Source organism: Plantactinospora soyae, from assembly GCF_014874095.1.
GTDB lineage: Bacteria > Actinomycetota > Actinomycetes > Mycobacteriales > Micromonosporaceae > Plantactinospora > Plantactinospora soyae.
In genome coordinates, this window is record NZ_JADBEB010000001.1 from 1261801 (window position 1) to 1277099 (window position 15299).

At 72.4% G+C, this 15299-nt stretch carries 14 protein-coding genes; 7 read left to right on the forward strand and 7 right to left on the reverse strand.

Translation table 11 applies throughout. The annotated features are described in order from the left end of the window. Window positions 1-17 precede the first annotated feature (17 nt). Window positions 18-1022 (forward strand): HAD-IA family hydrolase, encoded by a 1005-nt coding sequence (locus tag H4W31_RS44680; protein WP_192765676.1) that lies wholly within the window; start codon window positions 18-20, stop codon window positions 1020-1022. A 27-nt stretch (window positions 1023-1049) separates the two neighbouring features. On the opposite strand, the gene H4W31_RS05635 is transcribed toward H4W31_RS44680, so the two are convergent. Beyond that, entirely contained in the window at window positions 1050-2021 is a 972-nt protein-coding gene (locus H4W31_RS05635; protein ID WP_192765677.1) for a quinone oxidoreductase family protein, read from the reverse strand. 111 nt (window positions 2022-2132) lie between these two features. Here H4W31_RS05635 and H4W31_RS05640 point away from each other — a divergent pair, with 111 nt between their 5' ends. Next, window positions 2133-2636, forward strand: coding sequence for a hypothetical protein (locus H4W31_RS05640; protein ID WP_192765678.1), 504 nt, complete (start codon window positions 2133-2135; stop codon window positions 2634-2636). On the opposite strand, the gene H4W31_RS05645 is transcribed toward H4W31_RS05640, so the two are convergent. Next, entirely contained in the window at window positions 2626-3039 is a 414-nt protein-coding gene (locus H4W31_RS05645; protein WP_192765679.1) for a winged helix-turn-helix transcriptional regulator, read from the reverse strand. The two genes, H4W31_RS05640 and H4W31_RS05645, sit on opposite strands and share 11 nt — an antisense overlap. 674 nt (window positions 3040-3713) lie before the next feature. On the opposite strand from H4W31_RS05645, the gene H4W31_RS05650 reads away from it, so the two are divergent. After that, a complete protein-coding gene (locus H4W31_RS05650; protein ID WP_192765680.1) occupies window positions 3714-4541 on the forward strand; it encodes an FkbM family methyltransferase in 828 nt (275 codons plus the stop codon). Between the two features lie 6 nt (window positions 4542-4547). Here H4W31_RS05650 and H4W31_RS05655 read toward each other — a convergent pair whose 3' ends face one another. Then, window positions 4548-6308, reverse strand: coding sequence for an acyltransferase family protein (locus tag H4W31_RS05655; protein WP_192765681.1), 1761 nt, complete (start codon window positions 6306-6308; stop codon window positions 4548-4550). A 492-nt stretch (window positions 6309-6800) separates the two neighbouring features. On the opposite strand from H4W31_RS05655, the gene H4W31_RS05660 reads away from it, so the two are divergent. Beyond that, window positions 6801-7826, forward strand: coding sequence for an NADPH:quinone reductase (locus H4W31_RS05660; RefSeq protein ID WP_192765682.1), 1026 nt, complete (start codon window positions 6801-6803; stop codon window positions 7824-7826). Here H4W31_RS05660 and H4W31_RS05665 read toward each other — a convergent pair. The 3 genes from H4W31_RS05665 to H4W31_RS05675 all read right to left on the reverse strand — a co-directional run bounded on the left by H4W31_RS05665 (window position 7810) and on the right by H4W31_RS05675 (window position 10731). Beyond that, complete coding sequence (locus tag H4W31_RS05665; RefSeq protein WP_192765683.1) at window positions 7810-8874, reverse strand: hypothetical protein; 1065 nt, start codon at window positions 8872-8874, stop codon at window positions 7810-7812. The two genes, H4W31_RS05660 and H4W31_RS05665, sit on opposite strands and share 17 nt — an antisense overlap. A gap of 80 nt (window positions 8875-8954) precedes the next feature. After that, entirely contained in the window at window positions 8955-9869 is a 915-nt protein-coding gene (locus H4W31_RS05670) for an NADP-dependent oxidoreductase (RefSeq protein ID WP_192765684.1), read from the reverse strand. A 112-nt stretch (window positions 9870-9981) separates the two neighbouring features. After that, window positions 9982-10731: a class I SAM-dependent methyltransferase gene (locus tag H4W31_RS05675; RefSeq protein WP_192765685.1), complete on the reverse strand. Its 750-nt coding sequence runs from the start codon at window positions 10729-10731 to the stop codon at window positions 9982-9984. A 169-nt stretch (window positions 10732-10900) separates the two neighbouring features. Between H4W31_RS05675 and H4W31_RS05680 the strand changes: the two genes are divergently transcribed. From H4W31_RS05680 to H4W31_RS05690, 3 genes are all read left to right on the forward strand, one after another. After that, window positions 10901-12034, forward strand: coding sequence for a sensor histidine kinase (locus H4W31_RS05680; RefSeq protein ID WP_318783037.1), 1134 nt, complete (start codon window positions 10901-10903; stop codon window positions 12032-12034). Then, window positions 12034-12720, forward strand: a complete 687-nt coding sequence (locus tag H4W31_RS05685; protein ID WP_192765687.1) for a response regulator — start codon at window positions 12034-12036, stop codon at window positions 12718-12720. Before H4W31_RS05680 ends, H4W31_RS05685 begins: the two co-directional genes overlap by 1 nt. Before the next feature lie 236 nt (window positions 12721-12956). Then, complete coding sequence (locus H4W31_RS05690) at window positions 12957-13709, forward strand: DUF2306 domain-containing protein (protein ID WP_192765688.1); 753 nt, start codon at window positions 12957-12959, stop codon at window positions 13707-13709. Here H4W31_RS05690 and H4W31_RS05695 read toward each other — a convergent pair. Next, the gene (locus H4W31_RS05695; RefSeq protein ID WP_192765689.1) at window positions 13606-15252 is read right to left on the reverse strand and encodes a long-chain fatty acid--CoA ligase; all 1647 of its coding nucleotides are present in this window, start codon (window positions 15250-15252) and stop codon (window positions 13606-13608) included. The two genes, H4W31_RS05690 and H4W31_RS05695, sit on opposite strands and share 104 nt — an antisense overlap. Window positions 15253-15299: the final 47 nt, after the last annotated feature.

The window sequence follows — 15299 nt, forward strand, 5'->3', positions numbered from 1 at the left end:
TGCGGCAGGATGGAGCCGTGGTGGATGCGGTGATCTTCGACCTGGACGGCGTACTGGTGGACTCGGAACCGGTGTGGGAACGGGTCCGCCGACGGTACGTCGACACCAGAGGCGGCCGATGGCAGGCCGACACCCAACGCCGGCTGATGGGGATGAGCACCGGCGAATGGGCCAGCTACCTCGGCGAACTCGGCGTGCCCGGGACGGCCGACCAGATCGCGGCCGGGGTGATCGACGAGATGGCCCGGGAGTACGAGGTCCGGATACCGGTCGTGGACGGTGCCCCCGAGGTGGTTCGCCGGATCGCCGGGCACTGGCCGCTCGGGCTGGCCAGTTCGTCGCCGCCCCGGCTGATCGAGGCGGCGCTGGCGGCCACCGGGCTGACCGACCTGTTCCGGGTGACGCTCTCCACCGAGCAGGTGGCCCGGGGCAAGCCGGCGCCGGACGTGTACCTCGCCGTCGCCGACCGGCTGGGCGTGGCGGCCGACCGCTGCGTGGCCGTCGAGGACTCCAGCAACGGGGTACGCTCCGCCGCTGCCGCCGGCATGCGGGTGGTGGCGGTGCCGCACGCGTCGTACCCGCTCGACCCGGACGCCGAACAGCTCGCGGCGCTGGTCATCCCGGACATCACCGAACTGACCGAGGAGACGGTGCCGCCCGCCCGCTCACCCCGGATCCTGGAGATCTCCTGGGGCCGGATGCTGGTGGACGGGCTCGGCGAGGAGAAGGACTTCAAGCTGTATCCGGGTGGCGGGCGGCCATGGGACTGGTCCGAGACCGGTACCCGGCACGAGCCCGGAATCCAGCCCGCCGACGTCGAGGAGCTGCTCGCCAACGGGGCGACCCGGGTGGTCCTGTCCGAGGGCTTCGAGGGACGGCTCCGGGTCGACCCGGCGACGCTGCGGTTCCTGGCGGACCGGGACGTCGAGGTGCACGTGGCGCCGACCGAGCGGGCCGTCGAGCTCTACAACACGCTCGCCGTCCGGGAGCCGGTCGGCGGGCTGTTCCACTCCACCTGCTGACCGGCGGTGTACCCGGCCGGTGGCCGGTCAACGGGGCAGCAGGAGCAGCTTCCCGCTGGTACGCCGGCCCTCCAGGTCGGCGTGCGCCCGCGCCGCGTCGCCGAGCGGATAGGTCGCGCCGATCCGGATCGAGAGCCGCCCGGCGGCGAGCCACTCGAACAGGTCGCCACTGCGGCCGAGCAGGTCCGCTCGGCTCGCCACGTGCTGCGGCAGGGTCGGCCGGGTCAGGTAGAGCGATCCTCCGCTGGCGAGGCGTTCGGTGTCGAGCGGCGGCAGCGAGCCGCTGCTGGTGCCGTACGCGACAATCAGGCCGCGGAGGCGCAGCGCCGCCAGGCTGTCGTCGAAGGTGGCCCGGCCGACGCCGTCGTACACCACCGCGGCCCCGGCGCCCCCGGTGACCCCGCGGACCACCTCCGCGAAGTTGTCGTAGCGGGCGGTGTGGTCCGCCCCCGCCTGGCGGGCCAGGTCGGCCTTCGCGTCGCTGGAGGTGGTGGCGACCACGACACCGCCCCTGATCTTGACGAGCTGGGTGAGCAGCAGGCCGACCCCACCGGCGGCGGCGTGCACCACGACCACCTCGCCGGCCGCCACCGGATGGGTGGTGTGCGACAGGTAGTGCGCGGTCAGGCCCTGCGTCATCACCGCCGCCGCGGCCGGGAAGTCGACGCCCTCCGGCACCGGTACGGCCCGGTCGGCGGGCACCAGGACCTGCTCCGCGTAGCTCCCCGGAACGCCCATCCAGGCGACCCGGTCCCCCTCGGCGAAACCCTCGACCCCCGGCCCGAGCGCCGCGACGGTACCGGCGCCCTCCTGCCCCGGGACCGCCGGCAGGTCGGCCGCGTACGGCGCCACGCCCTGCCGCTGGTAGACGTCGGCGAAGTTGACGCCCACGGCGGCGACGTCGACGAGGAGTTGACCCGCACCGGCCTTCGGAGCCGGGACCTCCATGACCTCCAGGACCTCCGGCCCACCGTGTTGTCGCAGCTGCACCACCCGCATTCGCCCATCCTCCCCGTACGCCGGTGGCCTTGACCGGGATTTCTAGGATTGCGGTTCATCGGTGACGGTCGAAGTTCCAGATCATGGCCCGGGAAGCGGATCGGAGTAGCCGTGTCATCCATCGACGCCCAGGCACTGGCAACCACCTTCGCCGGCATCGGTCTCTTCCTGCTCGCCGGCTCCACCTGGCTCCAGTACCGCGAGAGTCGCAAGAGCCGGAGCCTGATCGAGTACCAGATCAACGCCGATCTGTCGGACCGGATCCTGAAACTGGTGCCGGAACTGACCGGAGTCCTCAGCCTGCCCGAGGACAGCATCGACCGGGAAGAGCGCGGCGCGCTGGTCGACCTGTTCCTCATCTACGCCCAGGCGCGGAAGGCGGATCGGTTGGGCCTGTACCGCGACCCGGCCTGGGACGGGCTCCGCGACGAACTCGCGTTCTGGGCCAACCAGCCGAAGGCGGTCGCGGCGTTGGCCGAATTCCGGCGCTCCGGCGAGGGTTGGCCACCCGGATTCTTCGAGTTCGTGGACTCCGAACTCGACGCGTTCCGAAGCCGGAAGGCGGCCCGTACGCCCGTTTCCGAGGCGGACGGGGGAAATCCGGCTACCGCGTGATGCCGGTGTCGTGCTGGGCGCGCGCCTCGCTGATGGTGGACCGGTTCGCCACGGCCCACTCGCCGAGTGCCACCACCAGCGGCAGCAGCGACCGTCCCAGCGCGGTCAGCGCGTACTCCACCCGGGCGGCGGTACCCGACCCGGGGGTACGACTGACCAGCCCGTCCCGGACCAGGGCTCCCAGCGTACGGGTCAGCATCCGACGACTCAGGCCGTGCACCGCCCGGTCCAGTTCGTTGAAGCCGTAGCCACGCTGGCTCAGCAGCGAGAGCACCAGCACGCTCCACTTGTCACCGACCCGGTGCAGCACCTCCGAGGCCGAGCAGGCCGCCCGGTCCGCCAGGGTCACCGGCACCCGGATCCCGACCGCCGTACCCGGGGCCGCGTCGTCGCCAGGGGACATTGATGTGCCTTCTTTCGCCACTTCGCCACCAGCGGAAAGGATCAGATTATCCGCTGGCGAAAGAGGGGACACCCGATGAGGACCGTGGTGATCACGGGTGGCACCAGCGGCATCGGCGCGGGCCTGGCCCGGCGACTGCTGGCTCCGGGACACCGCGTCGCGCCTGCACCGGGTGCTGGCCGGGTTGGTGTCCGAACGGCCGGCTGAGCCGTTCCGGAGCGTGTCGGCTATCCGTCAGCGACCGGCCGGACCGGGGGACGTCGTGCAGGTCGGGGCGGTCGACGAGCACCTCGGCGGCACCGTGCCGGGCGGGCTGCGCCGGAGGGCGAAACACCATCCGGCAAAGGCGTCCGCGCACCGGGAAGCCGGCTCCGGTCCCGTGCCGCCGTACGCCGTTCTGGTCCCGTTTTACCTAATCCGAAACGGTTCCGCGTATTATCTCGCTCCGTATCAAGACTGTTGCTCTAGGTAATTGTCTGCGTAACATGCCCGATGAGCAGGCCCTACTGGAGGAGGTCGCTGGAGGGCGAGGCGTGGAGCGGATCCGCCGGCCAGTCCGGGTGGAGGCCCACATCGCCACAGACTTCGCTGGCATCGTCGTCGGCGCCACGGGACGCCCCGCAGGCCGGTCGACGTGCGAGAACCCCCGACGATCCGCGAGAACGGTCAACCGTATGCCAACTTTTCGATCGACGCTGCGCCGTGCCTTCCATCAGTCCGGTGCGCAGCACGTCCGTCGGGCCGCCCATCGGATAGCCCTGCGCACCCGGGCCGGAGCCTTCCGCAACGAGATCGGTGTGGTGCTGCACGCCGACCACACCGACATCCGGGGCACCGAGCTCGCCGTCTACAAGGGCAACCTCGATCGGAACGCGGTCGCCGCCTGGCGCCGGCTGGTGGGCGAGGTCCGGCCGACGGTGGCCATCGACGTCGGCGCGAACTACGGCGAGGTCGCCTTCTCGACCTCCTACTACGGGCTCCGGGAACTGCACCTCGTCGAGCCGAATCCCGCCGTACTCCCCTGGCTGCGTAAGACGATCGCGGCGGCCACCGGCGACTATCCGGGTACCGTGCTGCACGCCGGCGCGGCCAGCGACCGTTCGGCGACCGCCCGGCTCTACCTGCACGAGCACACCGGCGTCGCGTCGCTTCGGGTTCCGAACGACCGGGGTGTCGAGGTGGAGTGCTTCCGGCTGGACGAGCGGATCCGCCTCCGCGACGACGACTCGCTACTGTTCAAGATCGATGTCGAGGGTCACGAGCAGGCCGCGCTGGAGGGGATGGCCGGGCTGTTCCACAACCGGAGCGTCGCCGGAATCTGCGAGGTGCTGCACGCCGACGACGCACTGCTCGGCTACCTCTGCGCCAACTTCACCGTCGCCCTCCAGTACGCCGGGACGGAACGCCCGGTGGACGAGTTCGCGCTCCGCGACACGGTGGCCAAGGCGCGCGAGAGCGGTTGGGGCGATCTCGGCAAGGACGTGGTGGTGCGGTCGCGCTGACCCGGGCTACGGAGAGCAGACGAACCGCGGGTCGGCCCAGACGCCCACGGCGCCGCCCGACGGGCTACTGGTGACCAGGTCGACGAAGCTGGCCCGGGTGACGTCCACGTCGATCTGCTCCGCCTGGTCGGACCGGCTGCGTACGCCCGACTCGAACACGAGTACGTCGTCCGCCCGTACCGCGAAGGCGACCTCGGCGTCGTCGGCGCCGACGTCGATGACGGCCCGCAGCCGCCCACAGCCGGCCGGTGGCTGCACCCGGAGCCGGCTGGGTGCCGCGGTGAGCACCGCACGCGGATAGACCTCGCCGTGCACGGTCACGGCGCCCGGCGCCGCCGCGACCGTCGGTGACAGTGGCGCCGACGACGGCGTCGACGTGCCGTCGACCAGCATGGGCAGGTCGGACAGGTGGTAGGTGACCTCCTGCCGGGCCACCTGGGCCGGGCTGCGGGTCGTCACTCCCGGCCAGAGGTTGAGCGCCATCACGGCCAGGCCCACCGCCAGCACCGCGACCACCGATGCCATCGCCCGATGCCAGCCGCTACCCGAGCCGGGCGCCACGGCGATCCGGGGCACCGCCTTGCGGGGCACCGATTCGACCGCGCCGGACCCGGCCGGTACCCGGGACGGTCGGGTCCGGGCCGGACTGACCCGGGCCGGGACGAGCGCCGGCCGTCGGCGGGCCGCCAGGTCCTCGATCCAGCCGAACAGGGCGACCGCCACCGCGACGAGTACCCAGACGCCGGCCAGCCGGACGGCGACGGTGGCCACCCAACCGGATACCGGGACCGGCGCGAGCAGCGCCCCGGAGAGCACCCCCGCCGGCAGGTGCCACAGGTAGATGGTGACCGCGCGGGCGTTCAACAACTCGATCAACCGGTCCAGCGGTCGGATCCGGCCCAACCAGTCCAGTCGGGGCCGGAACCGCAGCACCGTCGCGACGAATGCCATCGACCACAGGGTGTTGCCGCCCGCGACCCGGTTCAGGTCGTAGTTCCCGCTCGACCAGCCCACCACCAGCACCCAGGCGGCGCCGGTCACCGCCAGCGCGGCCACCGCGATGGCGTACCGCCGGGCGGGGATCCGGCGGAGCAGCCCGTCGTGGTGCGCGAACCCGAGCAGCCAGCAGGCCAGGTACGCGCTGACGTTGGTGGCCTGCTCGTTGAAGTAGCCGCCGACGTTCACCACGTTGAACCGGAAGGCGATCGGCAGGGCGATCGCCAGGGCCAGGCTCTGCCACGGCCAGCGGCGGAAGACGGCGAGCAGGACGGGCGAGAGCAGCACCAGCCAGAGATAGGTGACGATGTACCAGAGCACGACGTTGTACGCCCAGGCCCAGGACTGGCCGCCGACCGGTGGGGTCCGGGCCGGGAAGATCCACCAGACCATCTCGCCCCAGCCGAGCGCGGCCGTCGGAGCGGCCCGCCAGCCCGTGACCAGCAGCAGCGTCACCGCCACCGCCGCGAACCCCCACAGCGGCGGCAGCAGCCGGCGCAGCCGCCGGCCCACCGCGCTGTTGCCGGTACGCCCCAGCGAGCTGGCCATCAGCGACCCGGCCAGGGCGAACATCAGCCCCATCGCCGGGAACAGCACGGTCAGCCAGATCCAGCCGAGTACGTGGTACGTCACCACCCGGACGAGCGCCGCCGCCCGCCACATGTCGAGGTACCGGTCCCGCCCTCCCGAGCCCGAGCCCGAGTCCGGCGCGTCACCCGCACCCCCGGCTACGGCCGCAGCCGTAACCACGGTGTCAGGCGACGTCGTCATCGGTGTCTCCAGATCTCCGGTCGGACGCCGCCCGACGTTTGCTGATGGGTGACTCGTACGCCGTCGCCTCACGGGGTGGTCCGGGCCACTCCGCCTCGGCGACCTCGTACCCCCCGGCGCCGCTCCGCCCCCCGCCGGCAGGTCGGGGACGGGCGGTGTCGACAGACGGACCTTGCCCATCAGTCCTACCCGACAAACCTGAGCGATTCCTGGCCAGAGCTCATATCGGGTCCGTCGTCACGCTGCCGGGCTACCCCGGTGACCACCCGAGGGCCCCGTCGCCACCGTATCTCCCCATGATCATCGCGTGGTTCGGCGCGCTCCGCTGGCGGATCGTGAGATCCCACACCCGCGTCCCCGAGCCGCCCGAAATCCCGGCGGGCCGCCCCGACCCGCAGCAGGATGGTGATCGACCGGGGAGCGTGCGACGCTCGACCGGCGTGTCGCGACAACAGGCGACCGGGTGCGGCAGCACCGGGTGAGGAGTCGATCATGAAGGCAGCCGTCTACCAGCGCACCGGCGATCCGGCAGTGCTGGAGGTGATCGACCGGCCGGTTCCCGAGCCGGGTCCGGGCGAGGTACTGGTCCGGGTCGCCGTCTCCGGAGTCAATCCCACCGACTGGAAGGCCCGGCAGGGCGACGGGTCCGGCACCCCGCTCCGGCAGGGCTGGCAGATCCCGAACCAGGACGGCGCGGGGATCGTCGAGACCGTCGGCACCGGCGTCGACGCGAAGCTGGTCGGCGAGCGGGTCTGGATCTGGGAGGCCGCCTACAAGCGCCAGTGGGGGACGTCGGCGGAGTACACCGTCGTACCGGCCCGGCAGGTGGTACGGCTCGGTGCCGCCTCCTTCGACCTCGGTGCGAGCCTCGGCATCCCGTTCATGACCGCGCACCGTTGCCTGACCGTGGGCGAGACGATGCCCGACCGCCTCGACGTCGGCGCGCTCACCGGCCGTACCGTGCTGGTCCAGGGCGGTGCGGGTGCGGTCGGCAACGCGGCGATCCAACTCGCCCGCTGGGCCGACGCCACAGTCATCACCACGGTCAGCAGCTCGGAGAAGGCGCAGCTCGCGGTGGCGGCCGGCGCGTCGTACGTGATCAACTACCGGGAAGAGGACGTGGTCGCCGAGACCAGGAAGATCGTGCCGGACGGTGTGGACGCGATCGTCGAGGTGGATGCGGCCAGGAACGCGGAGATCGACTGTCGGGTCATCGGCGCCAACGGCTCGGTGGCGGTGTACGCCGGCAACAGCGACTCGAAGGTCACCCTGCCGGTCCGGTCGCTCATGACGCCGAACGTGCGGTGGCAGTTCGTACTGGTCTACACCCTGCCGACGGTGGCCAAGGCGCACGCGGTCTTCGATGTCGCCGCCGGAGCGGCGGCCGGTGCGCTCCGGGTCGGCCTCGACGCCGGTCTCCCACTGCACTACTACCCGCTGGCAGAGGCCGCCGACGCGCACGCCGCCGTGCAGAACTCGGCGGTCGGCAAGGTGCTGGTGGTCACGAGCGATCAGTGACCGAGGACCCGGTCCCGGACAGGATGGCCGCGAGCCGGGGGCCGAACCGGGCGAGGGTGGCCCGGGTCTCGATCGCCGACAGGCCGAGCACGGTCGAGCGGGCGACGACCACCGCGCACTGCCGGCCGGCGGCCACCCCCAACTCGACCGTCCGATCCGTTGCCTTCCGCGACGCCGCTTCGGCGAGCACCGCCGCGTCTTCCGCGCTGGCGGCCTCGGCCAGGAACACCAGTAGGACGTGCTGGTCGGTGATGACCGCCGCCCCGGCCGGCTCGGCGTGTACGGACGCACAGCCGGTCAGCCGCCGCCGGGCTCCGGCCACGGCCGACGTCCCGGCGCCGGCCAGCCAGATGTCGGGCAACTCGGCCGCCACCGACACGTGGCCGACCCGGTAGTCGTCCCGTTCCAGCATCGCGGCCACCTCGAAGGCCAGCCCGGCCAGGTCGGTCTCCGGCGCGTAGTCCGCGCCCTCGTCGTCGACGAGTACCCGGCCGGTCGGCGTCTCCAGCACCCGGTAGCCACACTCCTCCACCAGATCGATGCTGTCCGCCGTGACTTCCCTGAGCAGGGCCGCGAGCTCCGGTTCCGCGCGACCGGCGGCACCGCGTACGGTCTCGGCCGGGATCAGGCCGAGCCGCTCCGCCGCGTACGACGTGAGGGCGGTGCTGACCCAGATGTCCCGCCAGTCGATCCGGTTCAGTTCGATCGCGGAGAGCGCGTCGAACGCGACCCGTACCTCGGCCGGCACTCCGGTACGGATCGCGGCGAACGCGCGGCGGCGGGCGAAGGTCGCCAGCGTGTAGAGGTCGTCCGGGCACAGCCGGGACCGGAGCGCGTGCCGAGCCTCGGCGGCCAGTCCGGCGTACCCGGTCACGATCGTCGACACCGTCGCGTCCGCCGGTGCGTCGACCCAGCGCCACAGACACTCCGCCGCCGGGTCGTAGTCCACCCCCCACAGGGGTGACTCGGCCACCGGCCCACCGTCGAGAAGCCCTTTGCCGGCGTCGTCAGCGGACGCCGCGCGGCCTTCCGGCCACGGGTCACTCATACCCGTCGACGGTAGCCCATCCCGCCCAACATCGGCGGGCTTCCATGGAATACCCGTCGGATCCCCGCCGGGGCGGCCAACTACGGAACGAGGACGATCTTTCCGCGCAACCGCCCGGCCTCGACCAGCCGGTGCGCGTGGGCCGCCTCCGCCAGCGGCAACGAGGCCGCGACCCTGGTCCGCAGCCGCCCGTTTGCCACGTCCGCCATCAACTCGGCCAGCATCGACCGGTCGAGCCGGACCATGACCGTGTGCTGGCGTACACCCCGGGCCGGGTTCAGCGGTGGCACCGGACGGGTCGTCACCAGCGTGCCGCCGTCGGCGACCGCCGCACCGGCCGCCGCGCCGAGAGGCACCGCGTCGAGCACCGCGGGCATCGGCCCGAGCCCGGCCAGGTCGGCCGACCGGGGCACCACGTCGGCGACGCCGAGGCCGCGTACCCACGCCTCGTCGTCGTGGCTCGCCACCGCGACCACCCGATGTCCGGCCCGGACCGCCAACTGGGCGGCGAAGCCGCCGACCCCGCCGCTGGCGCCGGTCACCAGCAGCGTCGACCCGGGAGCGAGCGGCAGCAACGCAAGGGCCTGCCGCGCGGTCAGCGCGTTCAGCGCGATGGTCGCCGCCGCCGCCATGTCCATCCCATCGGGTACGCCGACCAGCCACTCCCGGTCGGCCACCACGAATTCGGCGTACGCGCCGGAGGTGCCCCGGGTCAGATGCCACGGCACCATTCCCGCCACCCGGCCACCCGGCCGGTGCTCGGTGACGTCGTCGCCGACCGCCACCACGTGGCCGGCGAAGTCCCAGCCGAGCAGGAACGGCGGTTCGATCGGGCCACCGGGGATCAGCCCGACCCGTGCCGCCACGTCGGCGGGCTGCACGCCGGCCGCACGAATCCGGACCAGCACCTTTCCCGGGCCGACAACCGGGTCCGGTCGTTCAACCACCCGCAGCACACCGGGACCGCCCAGCGCCGTCACCGCCACCGCTCGCATCGCTCGCCCCTTCCGCGTGGCCAACATCCTTCCCGGGCTCACATCCGGTTGGCAACGGGTCGGCTACCGGTTGTCGGCAACGGATCGGGAACGACCTCGGGCGGCGTACGGATCACCGACGGACGGCGTCGATCCGCAGGCGTACGTAGTCGACGACGGGTTCGGGCAGCCGCCGCGCGACCGCCCGTACGAAGGGTCGGCGCCGCTCGGCCGGCAGTTCGCGCAGATGCGCGCCGAGTACGACGGTGCCGAGGAACGCCTCCAGCGGCTCGCCGGGCTCCAGTCGGGCCGGATCGGGCACCAGTTGGACGTCGATGTCGGTGAACCCGGCCCCGCGTAGCCGGGCGACGGTGTCGTCGACGCCGGAGAAGTTCCAGAAGCGTGCCTCGTCGGTGCCCCCGCTCACCTCGGCGAGGGCGCGGAGGACGCCGGCCACGTTGCCCCGGCCGCCGGCCTCGGCGACGAACCGGCCGCCGGGCCGGAGCGCGGCGCCGACGCCGTGGAACACCAGGTCGTGGTCGGGCAGCCAGTGCAGGGTGGCCACGCTGAACGCGGCGTCGACCCGCTCCGGCAGCCGCAGCGGTTCCCGCAGGTCGGCGTGGAGCACGGTGAGTCGGTCGCCGGCCCCGGACAGCCGCTCGCCCAGCGCGGCGAGCATCCGCCGCGAGCCGTCGAGCGCGAGAACCCGCCCCGCCGGCAGGGCCGCGAGCAGCCTCTCGGTGTCCCGCCCGGTCCCGCACCCGAGGTCCAGCACGGTTTCGGTGCCGGCGAGGGGCAGCCGGGCCAACAGGTCGGTGCCCCAGTGCCGGTGCGGCAGCGGTAGTGCGTCGTAGCTGCGGGCGTCCCACTCCAGCAGATCCATGCTCGTCCTCGACTTCCCATCGCCGTTCCGACCTGGGCCGACACTAATCCCGCGTTCCGCATTCTGGTACGACGGTACCAAAATGCGGGAGGACCGGCGCGGGCAGGTCTCGCCCGACTCGTACTTTGGGCCGATCTGGGCGCGGCATCGACACTCGTACGATTGGTTGGTGCCCAACCTCCTCCGCTCCGGGTGGGACGAGCCGCGTCCGCCGCACCCCCCGCGCCGGATGTGGCAGGACTGGGCGCTGGTGGGGCTGCTCATGCCGGCCGCCGCGCTGGAGGGGATCCTGCGGCCCGACGTCCCGTGGCGGGTCCTCTCGGTGGTCGTCGCGGTCGGGCTGGTGCCCACGCTGTTGTGGCGGCGGACCAGACCCCTGCTGATGGTCGCGATCGCCTTCGGCACCTGTGGACTGGCCGCGCTCGTGGTCGGCGCCGATGTCCAGCTCGACACGATGGTGTACCTGCTGCTCCTGGCGTACTCGTTGTTCCGGTGGGGGTCCGGCCGGGACATCGTGCTCGGCTCGGCGATCGTGGTCGCCCGGATCTGCCTCTCGATAGCCCTGGGCTCGCTCAGCCTCCCCGACGCGATCGGCGGATTCGCCGTCCTGTTCTCGGTCACCGCCCTGGGCGCGGCGTTGCGCTACCGGGCCCGGTCCCGGAGCCGCGAGCTGGACCAGGTCAAGCTGCTCGAACGCGAACGGCTGGCCCGGGACCTGCACGACACCGTCGCCCACCACGTCTCGGCGATGGCGATCCGGGCCCAGGCCGGCCTCGCGACGTCGACCTCGCAACCGGGCGCCGCGACCGACGCGCTCCGGGTGATCGAGGCCGAGGCGTCGCGCGCCCTCACCGAGATGCGCGCCATGGTGCGGGTCCTGCGCCGGGACCAGCCCGCCGACCTCGCGCCCAACCCACGCGTCGGCGATCTCGGACAACTCGCCGGCCGATCCTCCTCCGGCCCGTCCGTCGAGGTGGAACTCGTCGGCGACCTCGACGACCTTCCGCCGTCGGTGGGAACCGCGATCTACCGGCTCGCCCAGGAGTCGGTCACCAACGCCCGCCGGCACGCGCGGCACGCGACCCGGATCGAGGTTCGGGTCGCCACCGACGCGACCTCGGTGCACCTGCGGGTGAGCGACGACGGCGACACCGCGTCCGTCCGCCCGACCCCGTCGCACGGGTACGGGCTGCTCGGCATGATCGAACGCGCCGACCTGCTCGGCGGCACCTGCGAGGCCGGTCCGAACCCCGGTCGGGGCTGGACGGTGACCGCCGTACTGCCCCGGGACGCGTCGGCCTGATGAGCATCCGGGTGGTCGTCGCCGACGACCAGGAGATCGTCCGTACCGGGCTGACGATGATCCTCAACGCCCAACCGGGGATCGAGGTGATCGGCGAGGCCGCCGACGGGCGGCGGGCGGTCGAACTCGCCCGGCGGCTCCGACCCGACGTCTGCCTGTTCGACATCCGGATGCCCGGCGTCGACGGCATCGAGGCCACCCGTACCCTCGCCGGACCGACCGTGGACGACCCGCTCGCCGTCGTCGTCATCACCACCTTCGACCTCGACGACTACGTCTACGCCGCCCTCCGGGCCGGCGCCCGGGGCTTCCTGCTCAAGGACGCCGGGCCGGACCTGCTCGCCCAGGCCGTCCACGCCGCCGCCCACGGCGACGCGCTGATCGCCCCGAGCATCACCACCCGGCTGCTCAAGGCGTTCGCCGACGCCGGGCCCACCGGACCACCGAGGCAACCCGTCGAGGCGCTCACGGACCGCGAGGAACAGGTCCTCGCCACCGTCGCGCGTGGACGGACGAACGGTGAGATCGCCGCCGAGCTGTACATCACGCTCAGCACCGTCAAGACCCACATCGCCAGCCTGATGGCCAAGCTCGGCGCCCGGAACCGCGTCGAGATCGCCATCTGGGCCTACGAGACCAACCGGGTCAGGAACGGGCCCGGCCGGGGCGGCAGTCCCCGCCGTTGACCGGCTTCCGGCGGACGTGCCGTTCCCGGCCTTGACCACGGCCCACGCCGAAAGTACGGCCCGTCTCCCGGACCATCGACCGGGAAGGCTCGGGCCCATCTGCCGATGAGCGCTCACCGGCCCGGCCGGCACCATCGAGTTCTGACGACGGACCACGACACGGGTGGTTCCCCGTCCCCACGCCTCGCCCCGCGGCGACCGGCCGACGGACCGCCAGAACCGACGAAGGGAACGCCGTGACCTCCTCCGCCAAGTCGACGTGGCTCGTGCCCACCCTGCTGATCATTCTCACCGCCGTTCCGGTGGTCGCCGGTGCCGTCCGGGTGGCCGAACTGACCGGCGGCGCGGAGGTAACCCCGGAGAACGCCCGGTTCGTCGCCGCTCCGGTACCCGTGCTGCTGCACATCGTCGGCGCCACCCTGTTCTGCGTCCTGGGTGCCTTCCAGTTCGTTCCCGGGCTCCGCCGCCGGAAGCCCGGCTGGCACCGGATCGCCGGGCGGGTGCTGGTACCGGCCGGACTCGTCGCCGCCCTCTCCGGCCTCTGGATGACGCTGTTCTATCCGCAGCCGCCCGGCGACGGCGAACTCCTGACCGGGTTCCGGCTCCTGTTCGGCTCCGCGATGGCGGTCTGCATCGTCCTCGGCTTCGTCGCCGTACGACGCCGGAACTTCGCCAGGCACCGCGGCTGGATGATCCGCGGTTACGCCATCGCCCAGGGCGCCGGGACCCAGGCGTTGACCCACCTGCCCTGGATGCTGGTCCTCGGCACCCCCGGCGAGACCGCCAGGGCGCTGCTGGTCGCCCTCGGCTGGGTGATCAACCTCGCCGTCGCCGAGTGGATCATCCGTCGCCGGCCGACCAGGGCGAGCCGGTCCGCCGGTGGCGTCAGTCGGCCAGCTCGACGACGTCCAGCGCGCCCGAGCCGTAGCTCGCCCGAACCCGCTTCTTGTCGAACTTCCCCACCGACGTCTTCGGTACCGTCTCGATGAACGCCCAGCGCTCCGGCAACTGCCACCGGGCCACCCGCTCGGCGAGGAAGTCGCGCAGTTCCTCCGCGCTCGCCGTGGCGCCCTGGTGCAGCACCACCGTCGCGAGTGGACGCTCGTCCCAGCGCGGGTCGGGCACCCCGACAACGCACGCCTCCAGCACCGCCGGATGCGCCATCAGCGCGTTCTCCAGCTCGACCGAGGAGATCCACTCTCCGCCCGACTTGATCACGTCCTTGGCCCGGTCGGTGAGGGTGATGAAGCCGTCCGCCGAGAGGGTGCCGACGTCCCCGGTACGCAGCCAGCCGTCCCGGAACTTCTCCGGGTCGGGTTCGTCGTCACCGACGTACCGGGCGGTCACCCAGGGCCCCCGGACCTCCAGCTCGCCGACGGCCTGGCCGTCGGCGGGCAACTGCTCGCCCAGCGGGCCGACGATCCGGGCCGCCACCCCGGCCGGCACCCGCCCCTGGCTGTAGCGGTAGCGCCAGGCGTCGTCCCCGCTCGCGCCGGCCGGCGGCCGGGCCACCGAGCCGAGCGGCGACATCTCGGTCATTCCCCAGGCGTGGATCACGTCGATCCGGTGCCGGTCGGCGAAGGCGTGCATCAGCGCGGGCGGGCAGGCGGAGCCGCCGACGATCACCTCGGTGAGCGAGGAGGTGTCCACCTCGTTGGCGTCCAGGTGGGTGAGCAGGTCGGTCCAGATGGTCGGCACCGCACCGGCCAGGGTCGGCCGCTCGGCGGCGATCATCTCGGCGATCGGGGCGCCCTGGAGGAACCGGTCCGGCATGATCAGCGAGGCGCCGGACATGAACGCCGCGTAGGGGATGCCCCAGGACATCGCGTGGAACATCGGCACGATCGCGAGTTCCCGGGTGGTCGGGCCGAGCCCGAAGGACTCCGGCAGGCAGATCTGCACCGAGTGCAGCCAGATCGACCGGTGCGAGTACGCGACGCCCTTCGGGTTGCCGGTCGTACCCGAGGTGTAGCAGAGCGCCGCCGCGTCCCGCTCGTCCAGCTCCGGCCAGTCGTACCGGACCGGCTTGTCCCGGACCAGATCGGCCCACCGGTGTACGGCGATCCGCCCGCCGCCCGCCGCCAGCAGCGGGGCCGGGTCACCGGGCCCGGCCACCACCACGTGCTCTACAGTGGACATCTCGGGCAACGCCTTGGCCAGCAGCGGAATCAGGGTCGAGTCGACCAGCACCACCCGATCCGCGGCGTGGGTGGCGATGTAGGCCACCTGATCCGGAAAGAGGCGGATGTTCAGCGTGTGCAGCACCGCACCCATGCTCGGCACCGCGAAGTAGGCGACCAGGTGTTCGGCGTTGTTCCACATGAAGGTGGCCACCCGCTGATCGCCGGTCACCCCGAGTTCGTCGCGCAGCGCGTGCGCGAGCTGGGCCGCCGCCGCTCCGACCTCGGCGTAGGTCATCCGCCGGGAACCGTCTCCGACCCAGGTGACCACCTCGGCGGCGCCGTGCACCGTACTGCCGTGTTCGAGGATCCGGGAAATCTGCAGGGGCGCGTCCATCATCGTGCTACGCATGGGCAACAACCTAGTGTCGCAGTTCACAACCTGACCACCCTTGGAGT

What these genes read in the sequence shown, in the direction of transcription:
- H4W31_RS05635 (WP_192765677.1), bottom strand. Translation starts at nt 2,021, where the DNA reads ATGCGGGTGGTGCAGCTGCGACAACACGGTGGGCCGGAGGTCCTGGAG.
- H4W31_RS05645 (WP_192765679.1), bottom strand. Translation starts at nt 3,039, where the DNA reads ATGTCCCCTGGCGACGACGCGGCCCCGGGTACGGCGGTCGGGATCCGG.
- H4W31_RS05650 (WP_192765680.1), top strand. Translation starts at nt 3,714, where the DNA reads ATGCCAACTTTTCGATCGACGCTGCGCCGTGCCTTCCATCAGTCCGGT.
- H4W31_RS05655 (WP_192765681.1), bottom strand. Translation starts at nt 6,308, where the DNA reads ATGACGACGTCGCCTGACACCGTGGTTACGGCTGCGGCCGTAGCCGGG.
- H4W31_RS05660 (WP_192765682.1), top strand. Translation starts at nt 6,801, where the DNA reads ATGAAGGCAGCCGTCTACCAGCGCACCGGCGATCCGGCAGTGCTGGAG.
- H4W31_RS05665 (WP_192765683.1), bottom strand. Translation starts at nt 8,874, where the DNA reads ATGAGTGACCCGTGGCCGGAAGGCCGCGCGGCGTCCGCTGACGACGCC.
- H4W31_RS05670 (WP_192765684.1), bottom strand. Translation starts at nt 9,869, where the DNA reads ATGCGAGCGGTGGCGGTGACGGCGCTGGGCGGTCCCGGTGTGCTGCGG.
- H4W31_RS05675 (WP_192765685.1), bottom strand. Translation starts at nt 10,731, where the DNA reads ATGGATCTGCTGGAGTGGGACGCCCGCAGCTACGACGCACTACCGCTG.
- H4W31_RS05685 (WP_192765687.1), top strand. Translation starts at nt 12,034, where the DNA reads ATGAGCATCCGGGTGGTCGTCGCCGACGACCAGGAGATCGTCCGTACC.
- H4W31_RS05695 (WP_192765689.1), bottom strand. Translation starts at nt 15,252, where the DNA reads ATGCGTAGCACGATGATGGACGCGCCCCTGCAGATTTCCCGGATCCTC.